Origin of the sequence: Pseudomonas sp. R5(2019) (assembly GCF_009905435.1) — a bacterium.
Taxonomy (GTDB): domain Bacteria; phylum Pseudomonadota; class Gammaproteobacteria; order Pseudomonadales; family Pseudomonadaceae; genus Aquipseudomonas.
On record NZ_JAAAMT010000005.1, the window covers coordinates 30101 to 49951 of the forward strand.

19 protein-coding genes and 2 pseudogenes are annotated in these 19851 nt (G+C 61.9%); 5 read left to right on the plus strand and 16 right to left on the minus strand.

Annotated features, from left to right (window positions below; all coding sequences use genetic code 11):
- Window positions 1–78 precede the first annotated feature (78 nt).
- Together ppk1 and hemB are read right to left on the minus strand one after the other, a co-directional pair.
- A complete protein-coding gene (ppk1, locus tag GUY40_RS05075; RefSeq protein WP_166567852.1) occupies window positions 79–2355 on the minus strand; it encodes a polyphosphate kinase 1 in 2277 nt (758 codons plus the stop codon).
- 19 nt (window positions 2356–2374) lie between these two features.
- Complete coding sequence (gene hemB, locus GUY40_RS05080; protein ID WP_166567853.1) at window positions 2375–3385, minus strand: porphobilinogen synthase; 1011 nt, start codon at window positions 3383–3385, stop codon at window positions 2375–2377.
- A 207-nt stretch (window positions 3386–3592) separates the two neighbouring features.
- Between hemB and GUY40_RS05085 the strand changes: the two genes are divergently transcribed.
- On the plus strand, window positions 3593–4162 hold the full coding sequence (locus tag GUY40_RS05085) for a DedA family protein (RefSeq protein ID WP_166567854.1): 570 nt from the start codon (window positions 3593–3595) through the stop codon (window positions 4160–4162).
- A gap of 122 nt (window positions 4163–4284) precedes the next feature.
- On the opposite strand, the pseudogene GUY40_RS28690 reads toward GUY40_RS05085, so the two are convergent.
- Window positions 4285–4380, minus strand: a pseudogene (locus tag GUY40_RS28690) (sterol desaturase family protein); the annotation flags it as partial.
- An 81-nt stretch (window positions 4381–4461) separates the two neighbouring features.
- On the opposite strand from GUY40_RS28690, the gene elbB reads away from it, so the two are divergent.
- Window positions 4462–5121 carry an isoprenoid biosynthesis glyoxalase ElbB gene (elbB, locus tag GUY40_RS05090; protein ID WP_166567855.1) on the plus strand — a complete coding sequence of 220 codons (660 nt, stop codon included), beginning with the start codon at window positions 4462–4464 and terminating at the stop codon, window positions 5119–5121.
- Between the two features lie 3 nt (window positions 5122–5124).
- On the opposite strand, the gene GUY40_RS05095 is transcribed toward elbB, so the two are convergent.
- From GUY40_RS05095 to GUY40_RS05110, 4 genes are all read right to left on the minus strand, one after another.
- Window positions 5125–5586: a YaiI/YqxD family protein gene (locus GUY40_RS05095; RefSeq protein ID WP_166567856.1), complete on the minus strand. Its 462-nt coding sequence runs from the start codon at window positions 5584–5586 to the stop codon at window positions 5125–5127.
- Window positions 5587–5608: 22 nt separating this feature from the next.
- A complete protein-coding gene (locus GUY40_RS05100) occupies window positions 5609–6241 on the minus strand; it encodes a LysE family transporter (protein WP_166567857.1) in 633 nt (210 codons plus the stop codon).
- A gap of 87 nt (window positions 6242–6328) precedes the next feature.
- A complete protein-coding gene (locus GUY40_RS05105) occupies window positions 6329–6916 on the minus strand; it encodes a mechanosensitive ion channel family protein (protein WP_166567858.1) in 588 nt (195 codons plus the stop codon).
- Window positions 6916–8826, minus strand: a complete 1911-nt coding sequence (locus tag GUY40_RS05110; RefSeq protein ID WP_166567859.1) for an ATP-binding cassette domain-containing protein — start codon at window positions 8824–8826, stop codon at window positions 6916–6918. The genes GUY40_RS05105 and GUY40_RS05110 overlap by 1 nt, the downstream gene beginning before the upstream one ends.
- 50 nt (window positions 8827–8876) lie before the next feature.
- Here GUY40_RS05110 and GUY40_RS05115 point away from each other — a divergent pair, with 50 nt between their 5' ends.
- Window positions 8877–9371 (plus strand): TIGR02444 family protein, encoded by a 495-nt coding sequence (locus tag GUY40_RS05115; RefSeq protein ID WP_166567860.1) that lies wholly within the window; start codon window positions 8877–8879, stop codon window positions 9369–9371.
- On the opposite strand, the gene GUY40_RS05120 is transcribed toward GUY40_RS05115, so the two are convergent.
- Window positions 9347–10369, minus strand: coding sequence for an AlgP family protein (locus GUY40_RS05120; protein WP_166567861.1), 1023 nt, complete (start codon window positions 10367–10369; stop codon window positions 9347–9349). The two genes, GUY40_RS05115 and GUY40_RS05120, sit on opposite strands and share 25 nt — an antisense overlap.
- Window positions 10370–10609: 240 nt before the next feature.
- Between GUY40_RS05120 and GUY40_RS05125 the strand changes: the two genes are divergently transcribed.
- Window positions 10610–11275: an FKBP-type peptidyl-prolyl cis-trans isomerase gene (locus tag GUY40_RS05125; protein ID WP_166567862.1), complete on the plus strand. Its 666-nt coding sequence runs from the start codon at window positions 10610–10612 to the stop codon at window positions 11273–11275.
- A gap of 45 nt (window positions 11276–11320) precedes the next feature.
- On the opposite strand, the gene rsd is transcribed toward GUY40_RS05125, so the two are convergent.
- From rsd to GUY40_RS28170, 7 genes and pseudogenes are all read right to left on the minus strand, one after another.
- On the minus strand, window positions 11321–11791 hold the full coding sequence (rsd, locus tag GUY40_RS05130) for a sigma D regulator (RefSeq protein WP_166567863.1): 471 nt from the start codon (window positions 11789–11791) through the stop codon (window positions 11321–11323).
- Between the two features lie 295 nt (window positions 11792–12086).
- Window positions 12087–13325, minus strand: a complete 1239-nt coding sequence (locus GUY40_RS05135; protein WP_166567864.1) for a heme biosynthesis HemY N-terminal domain-containing protein — start codon at window positions 13323–13325, stop codon at window positions 12087–12089.
- The gene (locus GUY40_RS05140) at window positions 13322–14443 is read right to left on the minus strand and encodes a uroporphyrinogen-III C-methyltransferase (protein ID WP_166567865.1); all 1122 of its coding nucleotides are present in this window, start codon (window positions 14441–14443) and stop codon (window positions 13322–13324) included. The genes GUY40_RS05135 and GUY40_RS05140 overlap by 4 nt, the downstream gene beginning before the upstream one ends.
- Before the next feature lie 49 nt (window positions 14444–14492).
- Window positions 14493–15260, minus strand: coding sequence for a uroporphyrinogen-III synthase (locus GUY40_RS05145; protein WP_166567866.1), 768 nt, complete (start codon window positions 15258–15260; stop codon window positions 14493–14495).
- A complete protein-coding gene (gene hemC / locus GUY40_RS05150; RefSeq protein ID WP_166567867.1) occupies window positions 15257–16198 on the minus strand; it encodes a hydroxymethylbilane synthase in 942 nt (313 codons plus the stop codon). Before hemC ends, GUY40_RS05145 begins: the two co-directional genes overlap by 4 nt.
- 115 nt (window positions 16199–16313) lie before the next feature.
- Complete coding sequence (locus GUY40_RS05155; protein ID WP_166567868.1) at window positions 16314–17060, minus strand: LytTR family DNA-binding domain-containing protein; 747 nt, start codon at window positions 17058–17060, stop codon at window positions 16314–16316.
- Window positions 17057–17497, minus strand: a pseudogene (locus GUY40_RS28170) (sensor histidine kinase); the annotation flags it as partial. The gene GUY40_RS05155 and the pseudogene GUY40_RS28170, both read right to left, overlap by 4 nt.
- Before the next feature lie 118 nt (window positions 17498–17615).
- Here GUY40_RS28170 and argH point away from each other — a divergent pair.
- On the plus strand, window positions 17616–19010 hold the full coding sequence (gene argH, locus GUY40_RS05160) for an argininosuccinate lyase (protein ID WP_166567869.1): 1395 nt from the start codon (window positions 17616–17618) through the stop codon (window positions 19008–19010).
- A 115-nt stretch (window positions 19011–19125) separates the two neighbouring features.
- On the opposite strand, the gene GUY40_RS05165 is transcribed toward argH, so the two are convergent.
- Window positions 19126–19788 (minus strand): glutathione S-transferase family protein, encoded by a 663-nt coding sequence (locus GUY40_RS05165; RefSeq protein ID WP_166567870.1) that lies wholly within the window; start codon window positions 19786–19788, stop codon window positions 19126–19128.
- Between the last annotated feature and the right edge of the window lie 63 nt (window positions 19789–19851).

A 19851-nucleotide genomic window follows, 5' to 3' on the forward strand; every position in this document is an offset into this window, starting at 1 on the left:
CGCTCCCACAACAGCCCTTACACACCAGGTAAGCGGGGAATGTGGGAGCGGATTTATCCGCGAAGCTTTTGAGGGGCTTCAGCGAACGCTGAGCACCGGATTGCTCAAGCGCTCCAGCAGCGTCGCCTGGGCGCTGCGCGGGTTCTGATTGCCGGTTGGCGTGCTGCGGACATAGCGACCATCCGGTTGCAGAATCCAGGCGTGGGTGTTGTCGGCCAGATACCCCTCCAACTCCCTCTTCACCCGCAAGATCAACTTCTTGCCCTCCACCGGGAAACAGGTCTCGACGCGCTTGTCGAGGTTGCGCTCCATCCAGTCGGCACTGGAGAGGTACATCTGCTCTTCGCCGCCATTGAGGAAGTAGAACACCCGCGTGTGCTCCAGGAACCGGCCGATGATCGAACGGACCTGGATGTTATGCGACACCCCCGGAATCCCTGGCCGCAGGCAGCACATGCCGCGCACCACCAAATCGATACGTACACCGGACTGGCTGGCCTTGTACAGCGCGCGGATGATTTTCGGGTCGGTCAGCGAGTTGAACTTGGCGATGATGTGCGCAGGCTTGCCCTCGATCGCGAACTGGGTTTCCCGCGCGATCATGTCGAGCATGCCCTTTTTCAGGGTAAACGGCGCGTGCAGCAGCTTCTTCATGCGCAAGGTCTTGCCCATGCCGATCAGTTGGCTGAACAACTTGCCCACGTCTTCGCACAGGGCGTCATCGGAGGTCAGCAGACTGTAGTCGGTGTACAGGCGGGCGTTACCGGCGTGGTAGTTGCCGGTACCCAGGTGCGCATAGCGGACGATTTCGCCGGCTTCACGACGCAGGATCAGCATCATCTTGGCGTGGGTCTTGAAGCCGACCACGCCATAAATGACCACCGCACCGGCCGCTTGCAGGCGGCTGGCCATCTGCAGGTTGGACTCTTCGTCAAAGCGCGCGCGCAGCTCGATCACCGCCGTCACTTCTTTGCCGTTACGGGCCGCATCCACCAGCGCATCGACGATTTCCGAGTTGGCGCCGCTTCGGTACAGCGTTTGACGCACGGCCAGCACATGCGGGTCTTTCGCTGCCTGACGCAGCAGGTCGATCACCGGGGTAAAGGACTCGAACGGGTGCAGCAGCAGGATGTCCTGCTTGCTGACCACGCTGAAAATGTTTTCGCTGTTGGTCAACAGCTTCGGAATCGCCGGGGTGAACGGCGTGTATTGCAGCTCTGGATGGCTGTCCAGGCCAGTGATGCTGAACAGGCGGGTCAGGTTGACCGGCCCATTGACCTGATACAGCTCGGTTTCGCTGAGGCTGAACTGCTTGAGCAGATAGTCCGAGAGATGCTTGGGGCAGGTGTCGGCCACTTCCAGGCGCACCGCATCGCCATATCGACGCGAGAACAGCTCACCGCGCAGGGCGCGGGCCAAGTCTTCGACGTCTTCGGAGTCCAGCGCCAGGTCGGCGTTACGGGTCAGGCGGAACTGGTAGCAACCCTTTACCTTCATGCCCTGGAACAGGTCGTCCGCATGGGCGTGGATCATCGACGACAGGAACACGTAGTTGTCGCCAGGGCCGCCCACGTCTTCAGGCACCTTGATCACACGCGGCAGCAAGCGCGGCGCCGGAATGATCGCAAGGCCCGAGTCGCGGCCGAAGGCGTCGATGCCTTCCAGCTCGACGATAAAGTTCAGGCTCTTGTTCACCAGCAACGGAAACGGGTGCGTCGGATCGAGGCCGATCGGGGTGATGATCGGTGCGATCTCGTCGCGGAAAAAGCGCCTTACCCAAGTCTTGAGTTTGGCGGTCCAGTACCGGCGACGGATGAAGCGAATCTGGTGCTTCTCCATCTCCGGCAGCAGGATGTCATTGAGGATCGCGTATTGGCGATCCACGTGCCCATGCACCAGCTCGCTGATGCGCGCCAGAGCCTGGTGTGGTTGCAGGCCATCGGCACCGGCCTGTTCACGGGCAAAAGTGATTTGCTTTTTCAGGCCTGCCACACGAATTTCGAAGAACTCATCCAGGTTGCTGGAAAAGATCAGCAAGAACTTCAGTCGCTCCAGCAGCGGGTAGGACTCATCCAGCGCCTGCTCCAGCACACGAATGTTGAACTGCAACTGGGACAGCTCGCGATGGATGTACAGGCTGCTGTCGTCCAGCCCCGGAACAGCGTGCACAGGGGCGGGCACAGGGGGCGGCGCGGCTGCCGTCACCGGCGCTTCGGTGACGGCAGGCAGGACAACCGGCGCTCCGTCGACGGCTGGCGGGGCAACCGGCTCGAGCTGCGGCGGTGTTTCGACAACTTGCTCAAGCACAGGCTGAGCTTCCTTCACGGTAACTTCGGTGAGTGCTTCGTTGTTCATCTGGCGTTCCTGAAGGGCGTTACTGCCCTCTCATCAATTGTGCGGCGCGAATAGCGAAATACGTGAGGATGCCATCGGCACCCGCGCGCTTGAAAGCCGTCAGGGATTCGAGAATAACCCCTTCGCTGAGCCAACCGTTCTGAATCGCGGCCATGTGCATGGCGTACTCGCCGCTGACCTGATACACGAAGGTCGGCACCTTGAACTCATCCTTGACCCGGTAAAGGATATCCAGATACGGCATGCCTGGCTTGACCATGACCATGTCGGCGCCCTCGGACAGGTCGGCACCGACCTCGTGCAGGGCTTCATGGCTGTTGGCCGGGTCCATCTGGTACGAGGCTTTGTTCGCCTTGCCCAGATTCAACGCCGAGCCGACGGCATCGCGGAACGGGCCGTAGTAGGCGCTGGCGTACTTGGCCGAGTAAGCCATGATGCGCACATTGACGTGGCCGGCCAGTTCCAGGGCTTCGCGGATGGCCTGGATGCGGCCGTCCATCATGTCCGAGGGTGCAACCACCTGGGCACCAGCATCGGCATGGGACAGCGCCTGGCGCACCAGTGCGTCGACGGTAATGTCGTTCTGTACGTAGCCTTCCTCGTCGAGGATGCCGTCCTGGCCGTGGGTGGTGAACGGGTCCAGGGCCACGTCGGTGATCACGCCCAGCTCCGGGAAACGCTCGCGCAGCGCCCGGGTAGCGCGCTGGGCAATGCCCTCGGGGTTCCAGGCTTCGCTGCCATCGAGCGACTTTTTCTCCGGCGGCGTGACCGGGAACAATGCCAGCGCCGGAATACCCAGCTCTACCCAGTGTTCGGCTTCCTTGAGCAGCAGGTCAATGCTCAGACGCTCAACCCCCGGCATCGACGGGATGTCTTCACGGCGATTTTCGCCGTCCAGTACGAACACCGGCAGGATCAGGTCATCGACGGTCAGTACGTTTTCACGGACCAGACGACGAGAGAAATCATCACGACGATTACGACGCAGTCGAGTGGCAGGAAACAAACGGTTAGCGGGGGTGAAGCTCACGGCAGACTCCTGAGCCCGCACTTGCGGGCGAGCGCGACAGTTATAAGCGGCCATTATGACGGTTGTATTACAGGTATTGACAAGCCTGCAACTGGTGGCCGCAGCCATTGTCCTTGTAGGAAATGTTCACGTCGAGACGCATTTGGATACTTTCCCGAACGCGCTTGAAGGGTTAGGCTGCGCGTTCATTTCGCCAGCATCCAGAAAATGCTCCAACAATTCCTGCAGGATTTCGGCTACTTAGCCCTTTTTCTTGGTACGTTTTTCGAAGGCGAGACCATTCTGGTTCTGGCCGGCTTCCTTGCGTTCCGAGGGTACATGGACATCAACCTGGTGGTTGTTGTTGCATTCTTCGGCAGCTACGCCGGCGACCAGCTGTGGTACTTCCTGGGACGCAAGCACGGCCGCAAGCTACTGGCGCGCAAGCCGCGCTGGCAGTTGATGGGCGACAAGGCGCTGGAACATATCCGCCGCCACCCGGATATCTGGGTGCTGAGCTTTCGCTTCGTCTATGGCTTGCGCACCGTGATGCCGGTGGCCATCGGTTTGTCGGGCTATCCACCGGGCCGCTATCTTCTGCTCAACGGCATCGGCGCGGCCATCTGGGCGACTGCGCTGGGGGCTGCGGCCTACCACTTCGGCGCGGTGCTCGAAGGCCTGCTGGGCAACGTGAAGAAATACGAGCTGTGGGTGCTGGGGGCCTTGCTGGTGCTGGGGGGTTGCCTGTGGCTGCGTCGCCGGCTCAAGGCCGCGCGCATCGCCCGCAAGACCCAGTAATTACCCTCATCGCGGCGCTCCCGACCCTGTAGGAGCCGGGCTTGCCCGCGTAGCCCCCAGCACAAACAAGCCAAGCGCCATCCAGCTCCAGCCGAACCACAGCGCTGCTGCAGTGCAGGTTCGCTGCCGAACAAACGATCCCGGACAATGAACACCCCGCCGTAATTGCGATCAATGTAGAGAGGATTCTGCGCAGGGTGGACGCGATGATTGGAGGCAAGTCGAACAGCGCCACAAAACCCTATGGCGGGGAGTGACAAATTAGTGGACATTTACGCCAGAAATCGGGAGTAAACAGCATGACTAAAAAAGTTGCAGTGATTCTGTCGGGGTGTGGCGTTTATGACGGCGCAGAAATCCATGAAAGCGTGATTACCTTGCTGCGCCTGGATCAGCGCGGCGCCAAGGTGCAGTGCTTTGCACCCAACGTGCCGCAGATGCATGTGATCAATCACCTGACCGGTGAAGAAATGCCCGAGTCGCGCAATGTGCTGGTGGAGTCGGCACGCATCGCGCGCGGTGAGGTCAAGGATATCCGCGAAGCCGACGCCAATGACTTCGACGCACTGATCGTGCCGGGCGGTTTCGGCTCGGCCAAAAACCTCTCCAACTTCGCCGTCCAAGGCTGCGGTTGCACCGTGCATCCGGACGTACTGGCCCTGGCCGAGGCCTTCGCCGAGGCCGGCAAGCCGGTCGGCCTGATCTGCATCTCGCCGGCACTGGCGGCGAAAATCTATGGTCCGGGCGTGGTCTGCACCATCGGCCATGACGCCGCGACCAGCGCCGCCATCGTCAAGATGGGCGGCACACACGAGGAGTGCGACGTCAGCGAGATTGTCGAAGATACCGCCCGCAAGCTGGTCAGCACCCCCGCCTACATGCTGGCCAAATCCATCGGCGAAGCGGCCTCAGGCATCAACAAGCTGGTTGACCGGGTGCTGGAACTGACCCACGAATAAGCGTCACTTCGGATTCTGACGGGCCAGCCGCGTCAGAATCCGGTCCAGCGAATTGGCGAACGCTTGCTTGTCGCGTTCGCCATACGCCGCCTGCCCTCCTCCCGCCAGCCCCTGCTCGCGCAAATCGGTAAACAGATTGCGCACCGCCAGGCGCTCGCCCATGTTCTGCTGATCAAACTCGCGCCCACGCGGGTCCAGTGCAGCGACGCCCTTTTTCACCAACCGATCGGCCAGCGGCACATCGCTGCAAATCACCAACTCGCCCGGCTGCGCATGCTCGACCAGATAATCATCGGCTGCATCAGGCCCGGCTGGCACCACGATCAGCCGCACGCAGGTGAACGCCGGCTTGATCTGGCCCTGCCCTGCGACCAGCCGGACCTCGAATTTTCGCTTGAGGGCGAACCGGACCACCTGATCCTTGGCGGCCTTGGGGCAGGCATCCGCATCGATCCAGACATGCATGTTCAATTGGCCTGCATGCGGTTCAGACCGGCGCGCGGCGGATGGTTGCCAGCAAGGAGGCTGCGCCCAGGAATAACCCGGCGAAGGTACGGTTCATGCGCCGTTGTTGCTTGGGCGTGCGCAACAGACGCAGCACCCGCGCGGCCAGCCCGGTATAACCGGCCATGACCAGCAGGTCGACGGCAACCATGGTCGCGGCGATGGTCACGTATTGCGACAGCAGTGGCGCGTGCGGGTTGATGAATTGCGGCAGCACAGCCAGCATGAAGATCAGCGCCTTGGGGTTGCTGACGTTGACCAGAAAGCCACGGAACACCAGGCTCAGCGGCTTGCCGATCGGCCGCACCGCCGCTTCGTCACTGATGTCTGCCGGCAGCGCTCGCCATTGCTTGATCGCCAGGAACACCAAATAGAACACGCCAAACCACTTGATCACCTGAAAGGCGGTCGCCGAGGCGGCCAGGATGGCGCCGACGCCGGCTGCGATGATCGCGATCTGCAGGACCAGCCCCAACTGCAGGCCCAGCGCGTTCCAGTACCCGCGCCAGAAACCGTATTGAAGACCGCAGGACATCGACGCAATCGCGCCCGCCCCGGGAGAAAGACTGATTACCCAACAAGCAGCAAAAAATGCCAGCCATGTTTCCAGCGTCATCGCGCACCTCGGAACGAACTTGAATCAAAGCCCTAAACTAGTGCGACCGATGAAAAATCACCACGACTTTTTTGCCGTGCGGCCCGATTACTCCGTGCTGATCTTGCTTTCGCTGACCAATGGCAGGCCATCGGTGCCGCGCCAGCGACGTACCGACTTCTGAAAGAACTGACTATTGGGTACCTGGACCAACGCACCGCTGGCTTCAGGCAACTCGATCAAGGTGGTGAACAGCAGGTTGATGGCAATCACCCGGCCTTTGACGCCCGGCTTGTCGGTGGTGTCCACCAGCTCAACGACATCGCCCAGGCGAAACGGCCCGACGGTGTAGATCAATACCGCGCAGAGCAGGTTGGACAACACACTCCACATGGCAAAGAACGCCACCGCCGCGACGGCGACAAAGCCTGACAATGCCGTCCACAGCACCGTGGCCGAGACGCCAAGGCGCTCGAGCACCGCGATCAGCGCACTGCCCATGATCAGCCAGCGCAGCGCCCCTCGCAGCGGCATCAACAGCTCCTGCGGCAGCGGGTAGCGCTTGCCCAGCCGGCTCATGCAGCGTGAGACCACACGCTGCAACAGAAACGCCACCACCAGGATCAGCAGGATTTGCAGCCCCAGCCACATCGGCGCGATCCACTCGACCGGCAACAACAGTCTCAGCGCTTCCATCAGGACAACGCCTCCAGCTCCGCCTGCATGTTCTCAAGCAGTTCAAGGGCTTCCATCCAGGATTCCTCAAGCTGCGCCTCGAGGACCTTCAGCTTGGCCTGGCGATCGAGCAAATCACGCAATTCATCCTTGCGCGCCGCCTCATAGAGGGCGCTGTCGCCCAGGCTCGCTTCTACCTTGGCCAGTTGCTCATGCAGGGTGCCCAGCTCACGCTCCAGCTTGTCGGCTTCGCGCTTGTGCGGTGCCAGCTGTTGGCGCAAGGCGGCAGCGGCCTGGCGCTGGGCCTTTTTGTCGGTCTTGTCGGCGTTGCCGGCAGAAGTGCTGACCGGTGCATTGCGCTGACGGAACTCGACCAGCCAGCGGGCGTAGTCTTCCAGATCGCCATCGAAGTCCTGCACACGGCCATCGGCGACCAGCAGAAAGTTGTCGGTGGTGCTCTTGAGCAGGCTACGGTCGTGAGAAACCACCACCACCGCGCCACTGAATTCCTGCAAGGCCATGGTCAGCGCCAGGCGCATTTCAAGGTCCAGGTGGTTGGTCGGCTCGTCGAGCAGCAGCAGGTTCGGCCGCTCCCAGGCAATCAATGCCAGGGCCAGGCGGGCCTTTTCGCCACCGGAGAAATTCAGCACCGGCTCGTCGATACGGGCGCCACGGAAGTCAAAGCCGCCGAGGAAATCGCGCAGGGTCTGCTCGCGCTCGGTCGGTGCCAGGCGTTGCAGGTGCAGCAAGGGGCTTGCCTTGCTGTCCAGCGAGTCGAGCTGGTGCTGGGCGAAGTAGCCCACGACCAGGTTCTCACCGCGCACCAGACGCCCGCTGAGGGGCTCCAGTTCACCGGCGAGGTTTTTGATCAGGGTCGATTTACCGGCCCCGTTCGGCCCCAGCAGACCAATCCGCGCACCCGGCGCGAGCTGCAGTTTGACCTTCTCCAGAATGGTTTTTTCGCCATACCCCAAACGCGCCTCGGAGAGATCGAGCAAGGGACTGGAGATTTTCTGCGACTCACGGAAGGTGAAGTCAAATGGCGAATCGACATGGGCCGCCGACAGTTCTTCCATCCGCTCCAGCGCCTTGATCCGGCTCTGGGCCTGGCGGGCCTTGGTCGCTTGCGCCTTGAAGCGGGCGATGTACTTTTCCATGTGCGCGCGCTGGACTTGCTGCTTCTCGTAGGCCTGTTGCTGTTGCGCCAGGCGCTCGGCACGGGCCCGCTCGAAGGCGCTGTAGCCGCCGCGGTACAAGGTCAGCTTGCATTGCTCGACATGGGCGACGTGGTCGACCACCGCGTCGAGGAAGTCACGGTCGTGAGAGATCAGCAGCAATGTGCCGGGGTAGCCCTTGAGCCACTCTTCCAGCCAGAGGATGGCATCGAGGTCCAGGTGGTTGGTCGGCTCATCGAGTAGCAACAAGTCCGATGGGCACATCAGCGCCTGGGCCAGGTTGAGGCGCATCCGCCAGCCACCGGAGAAGTCACCGACGCGCCGGTCCATCTGCTCGTTGCTGAAGCCAAGGCCGGCCAGCAATTTGCGCGCGCGTGCATCGGCAGTGTAACCGTCGGCGCTGTCTAGCTCGATATGCAGACGCGCCAGCGCGGCGTTGTCGTGCGCGGCCTCGGCGGTGGCCAGCGCCTGCTGGACCTCACGCAGGCGAACGTCGCCGTCGAGCACATAGTCCACGGCCAGTCGATCGAGGGTATCGATCTCCTGGCGCATGTGGGCAATGCGCCAATCGGCGGGCAGCTGACAGTCACCGGAATCGGGTGTCAACTCGCCGCGCAGCATGGCAAACAGGCTGGATTTACCGGCGCCGTTGGCACCGATCAAGCCGGCTTTTTGACCGGCGTGCAGGGTCAGCTCGGCGTCTTCTAGCAGGCGCTGCGGACCACGCTGTAAAGTGAGGTTGGATATTCTGATCATAATGGCGGCGGAGTCTACCAGCTTCGCTGGCAACTGGCGCGAGTGGGACCATGAACACCGACCTGTGGAATTTTGCCTTGGCCCTTTACGCCCGACCGGGCGTGGAGGCGACCTGCCTGGCCTTGCAAGAGGAAGGCGCCAATATCTGCCTGCTGTTGTGCGCTGCCTGGCTTGATCAGCGCGCGGTGGAGTACTCGCATGAGCGCCGAGGGCAATTGAGCAGGACTGCATGGTACTGGAATGAAGAGGTGGTCGTACCCTTGCGCCAACTGCGCCAACAATGGCGCGACGAAGCCCAACTGGACAGCGCGTTGGCAGCGTTGCGTACAGAGGTCACGCGACTGGAACTGGAGGCGGAACGAGAGTTGCTGACACGCCTGGAAGCAGTGAGCAGTGGCTGGCCAACTGGCCAGAAACCTTCAGCCACGGGTTGGCTGCCGATTCTACTGCCCTATACCAGCACCAACGACCTCAGTCACCATGCGCTGCGAACGCTGCGCACGGCGACTGAGGCGATGACTCAAGAGGCCGAGGACGGGCTCTGAGCACCTGCGCTGGTGACGGACGCTGGCGTGGATGCCGACGGCGTCGCTGCTGAGGCTGACGTTGCTGTGCTGGCGGGCGCTGCAGTGGCTGGGGTGGCCGCTGGGGTTGTGGGCTTCGCCGCGGCAGGCTTGGCGGCCGCAGATTTTGCAGCAGGCCTGGTCGCAGGTTTTGCTGCGGGTTTTGCCGCCGACGTTCTGGCTGCTGGCTTCGCCGCGGGTTTGGCTGCTGCGGTTTTGGCAGCTGGCTTGGCCGCTGCAGGTTTGGCTGCTGGCTTGGCCGTAGCGGGTTTGGCCGCCGCCGTCCTGGCAGCTGGTTTTGCCGCTGGTTTGGCTGCCGCGGTTTTGGCTGGCTTGGCTGCTGCCGGTTTCGCTGCAGATTTAGCCATGGCGGGTTTCGCCGCCGCCGTTTTAGCGGCTGGCTTCGCTGCGGGCTTGGCCGCTGTGGTTTTGGCGGCTGGCTTGGTCGCCGCCATTTTGGCTGCAGGTTTTGCAGCGGGCTTCACTGCGGACTTGGCTGCGACAGGTTTGGCTGCTGCCACTTTGGCGGCTGGCTTGGCGGCAGGTTTTGCCACTGCGGTTTTGGCCGCAGGTTTTGCCGAACGCTGGGTCAACGCCTTGCTGGCTGCTTCCTTTACACGGCCCACGCCCTGGGCGAGTTTCAAGCTCTCTTGTGCATCCTTTTTAAGCTCGGCAATGTAGGCGCGGGTTTCCGATTGACGCGCTTTCAATGCGTCGAGCAACTCTTCCAGTTCAGAGGCAACACTCTTGGCTTTGGCTTGTGCCTTGGCCTTGCCAGCGGCCGCGGCGTCTTGCAGTTTGATGCGCGACTTGTGCAGTTTTTCTTGAGCCTTTCCGCGTTGCTTTTCCAATTTGGCGAGCAGTTTTTCAGCATCAGCCAACGCCGTGGAGCAGGCGTTTTCGAGATGCTCGAGCAGGCTGCTTGAAAGCTGTTGGAGCAAATGCAACGGAGTGTTTACGGGCTTCTTGTTGGCCGACATGGTTTACCTCCTGGCTGACGTGAGTGCGGCCCATGTTAGACCTCTGTCGCGCCCGCTGCCTAGGGCATCTTGAAGGTACCGAATGTGCCGCGTCGCAGCACCGGGCAACAACTGTCCGCACTGCAACTGCGCACAAGTGTAGATCCACTCGCGGCCGCTGTCGGCCCGGGCGTGCAACGAGTCTGCGCGCAGCGCTTCGAGCGCTGGCATAATTGCCCGATCTGAACACGGAGTGCGTCCATGTCGCGCCACTTGTTGTTGTCGTTTTGCCTGCTGCTGCCGCAGGCGTATGCCGAAGAAAAAGCAGCCGCGCCCAGCCCTCACGATCTGGCTTACAGCCTGGGCGCCAGCCTTGGTGAACGCCTGCGCCAGGAGGTGCCTGACCTGCAGTTGAAGGCGCTGATCGAAGGCTTGCAACAGGCCTACAAGAACAAGCCCCTGAGCTTGAGCGATGAGCGCATCGGGCAAATTCTCAGCCAGCATGAAGCGCAAGTGAATCAGGTGGCGGTCGACGCGCAGACCGAAAAGTGGCTGGGTGAAGAACGTCGCTTCATGACCACCGAACGTGCTCATGCCGGTGTGCGCGAATTGGCCAACGGCATCCTCATGACCGAGTTGAATCCGGGTCAGGGGACGCTGCCCCACGTAGAAGGACGGGTCCAGGTTCGCTATATCGGCAAGCGACCCGATGGCAGCGTTTTTGATCAAAGCAGCCAGCCACAATGGTTCCGCCTGGACAGCGTCATCGACGGTTGGCAGACCGCCCTGGTGCACATGCCAGTGGGGGCGAAATGGCGGCTGGTAATTCCTTCGGCGCAAGCCTACGGCGCGGAAGGTGCGGGCGATCTGATCGCACCGTTTACGCCACTGGTGTTCGAGATTGAGTTGCTTGGGGTCGCCGACTGAGGCGAAGGGGGAGCGCTACGGTCAGCCAGACCGTAGCGCAAAAACTCAGGCCTGTTCGGTGGCCTCTTCCTTGTGTGCGTTGTGCAACTCATCTATCAGGCGATCTTCCTGTAAGAAGCGTTCCTGCAGCAGCGCACCCAACTTGCTGAGCTCGGTAGCAAAACGCTCGGTGTCCTTGCATTTGCCATCGGCGCATTCGTCGTTGAAAGCCAGGGCACTCTCGGTGATTGCATCAATGAGAGGATAGGTATCTTCTGCCACCTTCAGAGCCTTCTTGTCATCGAAGGCCTTGGCCTCGTTGATCAATTGCTCATACACCTCAAAATGCCAGGCCGACACGTAATCAACCAGGATTTCGCAGAAGTGTTGGTGCTTGGCTTTATCCGCAAAGGCATGTTGTGCCTTGCGCAATTCCTGGAATGCCATCACCAGCTCTCCGCGCTCAACCAGCCAGCGGTCAATCAGCTTATGAACTCCGCCCCAGCGTTCCTGAGCATTCTGACAACTTTCTAGCATGATCTTCTCTTCCCTTCTGGGTCATGCCGCTGACTAGCCGCTCCCGATTACCCGGGTACGAAGGCCCACCAGCAAGACGGCATTGAGCAGCCTGTTTTCATGAGTGCGTGCAGGGAGATTATGCCCCCACGCTGATGGCTTCAAGGTACTCAGACGACAAAGTTCATACAAGTGTTTAATCCCTCTCCCGTAGGAACCGGGCTTGCCCGCGATGAACGGTGACGCGCAATGCCTGAAAAACCGCGGCGTCCTTATCGCGGGCGAGCCCGGCTCCTCCCAGAGCGGTGTTTTGGGGTCAGCCTCGCCCGGTTTCCGGCAATGGCAATGCCAGCAAGCGGGCATCGAGCATGCCTAGGCCCTCCTGGAACAGGTGATTGCTGCGCTCGGTGTCACCCAAGCGCGCCAGCAATCTTGCCAATTCCGCACAGGCTTCCGGGTTTCGCTCAAACCGCAAGCTGCTTTCCAGATAATCTCGCGCCTTGCCCCACAAGCGGTTTTGCAGGCTCAGGCGGCCCAGCGTCAGCAACAGGCTCGGGTCTTCGGGATGCTGCTTGAGCCAGCCCTCGGCCGTGTGCAGTTGACGGGCCGGATCACTGCCGCGCACCAGGCCATAGAGCCGCGCCAGATGGCTGTCGTAGTGGCGCTTGAGGGCGGTGCGCAGGGCTTCTTCGGCTTGCTCTTGCGCACCCAGCTGGCGCAGTTGATCGGCATAGGCTGCGACCAGTGCCGACTCCTGGCGTTGCGCCGAGGTCAACTGCTGCCAGGCACGCTCCAGCGACTGTCGCCCAGCTTCGCCCTCGGTTTCACGCTGCGCGGCCAGTGCGAGGTTCTCTCCCCAGGCGCGGCGCTCCAGCTCTGCCAGTTGTGCAGGTGGCAATACCTTGTCCTTGCGCAGCTCAGGCATCAACCGGATCAAGGCCGGCCAGTCGTCGCGTTGCACATGTACCCGGTGCAATAGTCGAAGCACCTGGACGTTGTGCGGGTGGCGCTCATGCATGGCCTGCAGGGGCACCAGCGCACCGTCAGTATCACCACGATCCATCTGCAGTTGCGCGTGGCTCAAGGCAATCGCCAGTTCCGCCTGTGGCTGACGCTCAAGCGCCCGCTCCAGCAAGGCGTCGGACTCTTCGACCTTGCCTTGCTCGTTCGCCGCACGTGCCGCACCGAGGTAGTAGAGCAAAGGCTGGCGCTCGGCTTCAGCGGCGCGGTGCAGGTGGCGCTGGGCGCTGGCCCAGCGGCCTTCGGCAAGGTCCAGCTGGCCCTGCTCGATGGCCAGCTGGACGCGACGGCTGCGATTGCGTCGTGACCAAGGGTTGACCACCCCACCGGAGGTTGTCACCAGGCTGATCAGCGCCCGCACCGCATAGACCACCAGCCAGAGCACCACCAGCAACGCCAGGGTCGTCCACAGGCTGGCCTCGTAGCGGAAGCTGTCGTAGGCGATCAGCACGTAGCCGGAATGTTTGGCGATGGCGATGCCGATTGCGGCGGCGACCGCAATGGCGATCACCATGAGCAGATAGGCCCGCTTCATGGCCGCGCCTCCTCGCCCGTCTTGACCGGTGCGTCTTCAGCCGGCAAATGACGGCGCTCCAGGTAGGCCTGGACCGCACCGAGGCTGGACGCAAGATCTGGGGTAACCACCGACACCGGCTGTTGCTTGAGTGCGTTCAGACGCTCGAACATGGTCTTGCTCTGAGCGTCGTCCGGGTTGAAGTTACCCAGCAGGACACCGCGCGCCTCGTCCAGTGCTTGACCATAGACTTTCGCTTCGCCATTGAGCGCGGCCCACTGCGCCTGCTCCAGGGTCAGGTTCAACGCCAGTCGAACCTGATTCAATGCCTGGCCGGCCAGCAGCGGCCGAACATTTTTGTCGGCATTGAAATCGATGCGGATGTAACGGGAAATCTGCTCCCACCACTCGGCCCAGCGGCTGGCGCCATCACCGTCGGCGGTCAAGCCGAACAGCGATTCGCCCTTGTCCTTGTATTCCGGTGTCGTGGCGTTGAGCTGAACCACCTGCTCACGCAGGGCGGCCAGTTGCAAATAGAGACCGGTGCGGTCCGGCTGCTCGACGCTGTGCAACGCGGCCATGCTCTTGGCCAGTTGTTCGCGCGCCGCAAACGCGCCCGGATCATTCTGCTCACGCAGGATTTCATCGGCGCCCTGGACCAGCGCCCGGGCGCTGTCGATGTCCTGCAACGCCGACAGGCGCAGGCTGGCAAGGCGCAGCAAATGCTCGGCCTCAGCCAGGCGCCAGTCCTTGCGGCTGGCGCCCAGTACGGTTTCAAGGCGCTGGCTCAGGCGTTGTTGATCGCCTTGCAACTGCGCCACCAGACGACGGCGCTCCTCCAGTTCATCCGCCGCAGGCAGGCGCGACAGGCTGGCGGTCAGCTGCTGTTCGCCCTGCTTGATGATCTGGGTCTGTGCAGCGAGGGCCTCGAGCTGGTTGGACTGGGCCTGATACCCGGCTTGCAGGTGACGCACCTGCCACACGCCCCAGCCACCGGCGGCAATACCGACCACACCCACCAACAGGGCAACCATTGCGAGCCCGTTACCGCCCTTTCGTTCGACCGGGGCGGGCGGGGTTTCAGCGGGCGCATCGAGCGCCGGCGCAAGATCATCTTTGGGCAAGGCTGTTTCGCTCACGTATCCATCCTTTGCAGTGCGACGCTTCAACCCACGCAGGGGCCGCGTCTTAGAGGGCAGGCACGGGGGTTTCCCGCAAAGCTGCCAGCAAGGTCGCGGCGCTGGCACCACGACAATCCACAACATTCAATGCACCGGCCTGGCGAGCCATTTCGGCCACGCGCGGGCTCGGTACAAACAACGGCAGCCGCGCCAAGCGCGGCCAGTCGGTCGCGGCCAGCTGGTGCAGGTGCTCAAAACCCTGCCCACTGCTGACCACCAGCCCGTTCAAGCGTTCCGCTTCAACGCGCCGCATCAGCGCCCCGGCAGGATATTCCGGCAGGCAGCGCCGATACAATTCCAGATACTCGACACTAGCACCTCGCTCTCGCAGGCGCTCGGCCAGCAGCTCACGCCCGCCCTGCCCGCGCAGGATCAGCACCTTCGCCTGAGGCCATTCAATGGCTTTTTCCAGGGCCTCCAGTCGCAACAAGGCCTCGCTGTCATCACCCTCGCCGGAGGTGTGAACAGTGAGGCCGTAGTCACTCAGAACACTGGCGGTGGCCGCGCCCACGGTGAACCAGTCCTGCATCGGTGGCTGCGGCCAATAGGTGTCGATCAGGTCGACCCCCAGGCGGGCAGCCGGCTTGCTGACGCAGATCACCGCGCTGTAATGGGCCAGGTCAAGCACCTGGGCAATCATGGCAGCATCGACCGGCAACGGCTCGATCTCCAGCAGCGGCATGACGCTGCTGAACACATCAACGTCGCTCAGGCTATCGGCCAGTGCCTGGCATTCGTCCTGCGGCCGGGTCAGCAGCAGACGCCAGCCGTTCACGGATGGCCGTCCTCGCCATACACCGCCTTGAGGATGTCACCCGCGCCCTGGGCCAGCAGGTCTTCGGCGACTTGCACACCCAAGCTTTCGGCATCGGCTCGCAGGCTGCGGCCTTCAGCGCTCAGCAGAGTGCCGCCATCCGGGTCGCCGACCAGCCCGCGCAACCAGACCTGATCGCCTTCCAGCACGGCGTAACAGGCAATCGGCACCTGGCAGCCACCATTGAGGTGCTTGTTCATCGCCCGCTCGGCAATGACCCGCACGGCGGTATCGGCGTGGTGCAGCGGTGCAAGCAAGGCATGGATATCGCTGTCGGCGCTGCGGCATTCGATGCCGACCGCGCCCTGGCCACCCGCCGGCAGGCTGTCTTCAACGCTGATGGCGGAGCGAATGCGATCCTCGAAGCCCAGGCGGATCAAGCCGGCGGCTGCCAGGATAATGGCGTCATATTCGCCGGCATCGAGCTTGGCCAGGCGGGTGTTGACGTTGCCACGCAGAAAGCGGATTTGCAGATCCGGGCGACGGGCCAGCAGCTGGGTCTGGCGACGCAGGCTGGAGGTGCCGACGATGGCGCCTTTGGGCAAGGTTTCCAGGCTTTCATAAGTGTTGGAGACGAAGGCGTCGCGCGGGTCTTCGCGCTCGCAGATGCAGTACAGGCCGAGCCCTTGAGGAAAGTCCATCGGCACATCCTTCATCGAATGCACGGCGATGTCAGCCTCGTTATCCAGCAGGGCCGTCTCCAGCTCCTTCACGAACAAGCCTTTGCCGCCGATTTTCGACAGCGGCGAGTCGAGCAGCTTGTCGCCGCGACTGACCATTGGAACCAGGGTCACCAGGATACCGGGGTGGGCGTGCTCCAGGCGGGCCTTGACGTATTCGGCCTGCCAAAGGGCCAGGGCGCTTTTTCGGGTGGCAATGCGGATTTCGCGGGAGGACATGGATCAATCCGTACTCAAATGATTGGACGGATAATAACAGCTCAGCCAGCGCTACTCGCACTTCTGTATGAGTGAGTGGGCCGACCCTGGCCCGATATCGTTCCTTCTCCCCGCCCTAAAGCTGTTGCATCATCTTGCGAACACCCGCGACATGGCGCCGGCTGACGATCAGAGCGTCGCCATTGAGGCCTTTGAGGTAAAGCTGAAAATGGCCCAGCGGGGTGCGCTGCAGGCGTTCGATGCGGTCGCGCGCCACGAGCGCATTGCGGTGAATGCGCACAAAGCGTTCGCCAAATTCGTCTTCCAGGGCTTTCAGCGGTTCATCGAGCAAAACCTCGCCGGCTTCATGGCGAAGCGTCACGTATTTATGGTCGGCAATGAAGTACACCACCTGGTCGAGCGGGATCAGTTCGATGCCCTTGCGGGTGCGTGCACTGATGTGGCTGCGCGGCCCGTTGCCGCTTTCGGCGGCAGGCCGGGTCAAGGCAGCCAGCTGCACGCGGTTCGGGCGCTCGGCCTTTCTCAGCGCAGCGAGCAAATCTTCGGAATGTACCGGCTTGACCAGGTAGCCAACGGTGCTGACCTGAAAGGCTTCCAGAGCGAATTCGTCTTGGGCGGTACAAAACACCACGGCCGGCGGCGCTTCACGCTCGCACAGGCGGCCGGCGACCTGAAGGCCGTCCAGCCCAGGCATGCGGATATCGAGTAGAACGATGTCCGGCTTGAGGCTGTCTATCAGGGCCAGGGCTTCCTCGCCATTGGTGGCGCTGGGCTCCAGGACAGTGTATCCCTCGAGTTCGCTGACCAATCGGCTCAAGCGCTCGCGGGCTAGGGGTTCGTCATCAACGATCAGGACATTCATATTGCGCTGGATTCCTGCGTGAGTCTCGCACAAGGATAGCGTAGACAGGTGAAGTGACGACCGTCACGGCGATCCACGCTCAGACTCGCACGAGGGCCAAAAAGTGCCGCAAGTCGGGCGCCGATATTTCGCAGTGCCTGCTGATTACCGATCGAAGCCCATTTAACCAATGCTTCGTCATAGGGATTGCTGACACACAATATGAACGCTCCCCTTTTATAGTCGGCTTCGACCTTGACCACTCCAGCCTCTACGCGCGGCGCGATGCCGTGGATAAGGGCGTATTTCAACAACGGTTGTAAGGTTAGCTGCGGAATCGGCACGTCATCAGGAATTGTGTCGGTCCTCCAGTCCAACTGTAGACGCTCGCCGCGAGCCTATGACTCAATTGATAAATATCATTTGGCCAGCGCCCCCTCATCGCTCCAAAGTAGCAGCATCCAGCTGATACCGCGCCCCGCTCGAAAAAATCCGCCGACCACTGTGCTCCGACGCTCCGGGCAACCCTGTTATCATCTGTGCACTTTCCCGTAACCGTCTTCTACGAGCGATTCCATGAGCACTGACAAGACCAACCAGTCCTGGGGCGGCCGTTTCAGTGAGCCTGTCGACGCCTTCGTCGCCCGCTTCACTGCCTCCGTCACTTTCGACCAGCGCCTGTACCGCCACGACATCATGGGCTCGATCGCCCACGCCACGATGCTGGCCAAGGTCGGCGTGCTGACCGATGCCGAGCGCGACACGATCGTCGATGGCCTGAGCAGCATTCAGGCAGAGATCGAAGCCGGCAACTTTGACTGGCGCGTCGACCTCGAAGACGTGCACATGAACATCGAAGCCCGCCTGACCGACCGCATCGGCATCACCGGCAAAAAGCTGCACACCGGCCGTAGCCGTAACGATCAGGTGGCCACCGACATCCGCCTGTGGCTGCGCGATGAAATCGACCTGATCCTGGCCGAAATCACTCGCCTGCAAAAAGGCCTGCTGGAACAAGCCGAGCGCGAAGCCGCCACTATCATGCCGGGCTTCACCCATCTGCAAACCGCGCAGCCAGTGACCTTCGGGCATCACCTGCTCGCCTGGTTCGAAATGCTCAGCCGCGACTACGAGCGCCTGGTCGACTGCCGCAAGCGCACCAACCGCATGCCTCTGGGCAGCGCCGCACTGGCGGGCACCACCTACCCGATCGACCGTGAGCTGACCTGCCAGCTGCTGGGCTTCGAGGCTGTCGGTGGCAACTCGCTGGACAGCGTTTCGGACCGTGACTTCGCCATCGAGTTCTGCGCTGCAGCGAGCGTTGCAATGATGCACTTGTCGCGCTTCTCTGAAGAGCTGGTGCTGTGGACCAGCGCCCAGTTCCAGTTCATCGACCTGCCCGACCGTTTCTGCACCGGCAGCTCGATCATGCCGCAGAAGAAAAACCCCGACGTCCCTGAGCTGGTACGTGGCAAGACCGGTCGCGTATATGGCGCGCTGATGGGCCTGCTGACCCTGATGAAAGGCCAGCCGCTGGCTTATAACAAGGACAACCAGGAAGACAAGGAGCCGCTGTTCGACGCTGCCGACACCCTGCGCGACTCGCTGCGGGCGTTTGCCGACATGATCCCGGCCATCAAGCCGCGTCATGAAGTGATGCGCGAAGCGGCCCTGCGCGGCTTCTCCACCGCCACTGACCTGGCCGACTACCTGGTACGCCGTGGCCTGCCGTTCCGTGATTGCCACGAAATCGTCGGCCATGCCGTGAAATACGGCGTCGACACCGGCAAGGATCTGGCTGAAATGAGCCTGGACGAGCTGCGTAAATTCAGCGACCAGATCGAGCAGGACGTGTTTGCAGTGTTGACCCTGGAAGGTTCGGTCAACGCGCGCAATCACATTGGCGGCACCGCCCCGGCGCAGGTCAAGGCGGCGGTTGCACGCGGCGAGGCGTTGCTGGCCGCTCGCTGAAACCGCTTTTGATCTAAATAATGTAGGAGCCAGGCTTGCCTGCGATGGCCTCACCACGGTGTATCCGATTCACCGTGGCGCCTTCATCGCGAGCAAGCTCTGCTCCTACAGGGAATCAGCGTTTACCGCTGCGCACCATCGCTAGAAACGCCGGCATCTGCGCCTCTTTGTCTGCCGCGATCTTTTGTGCATGCGGAGTTTGCTGCAAGCGCTCCAGCAGAGCCTTGGCTTGCGGGAACTCTTCAAGCAGGTCCAGGCCAAAGACTTTCTTGCCGACCGCCGAGGCCAGATCGACGCTATAGACGAAGAACAGGTCCGCAATGGTCAGGCTGTCACCGGCCAGATAGGGCGCGAATTTGCCGTGGCGTTTGAGGGTATCGATACCGGCCTGCAGTTCGATCAGCGACTTGTCACGAATCGCCTGCGGCACCTCGGCGCCGAAGAAGGCTTGCGGGTAGCAGGCACGCGCCGGCAGCTCGATATACAGCTCCATTCCCTTGACCAGTTCGCGGATTCTTGCCCGCGCAAAAGGCTCTTCGGGCAGCAATGCCGGACCTGGCTGGGACTGCTCGATATAGTCGAGAATCACCTCCGTTTCGCTCAGGAAGCCGTGCTCGGTCTCCAGCACCGGGACCTTGCCCCGCGGGCTGACAGCCAGCACTTCAGGGCTCTGGCCACCGAAAAAGAGTTTTTCTTCGAAGGGCAAACCCTTCTCCAGCAACGCCAGCTTGACCATGTTGTAGTAATTGCTGACCGCGAATCCGTGAAGTTTGAGCATCAGGCAGCCTCCAGGCCGAAAGGGGTTGGCTGGCCAGTTATAGTCCTAACCCCGGCGCCTGAC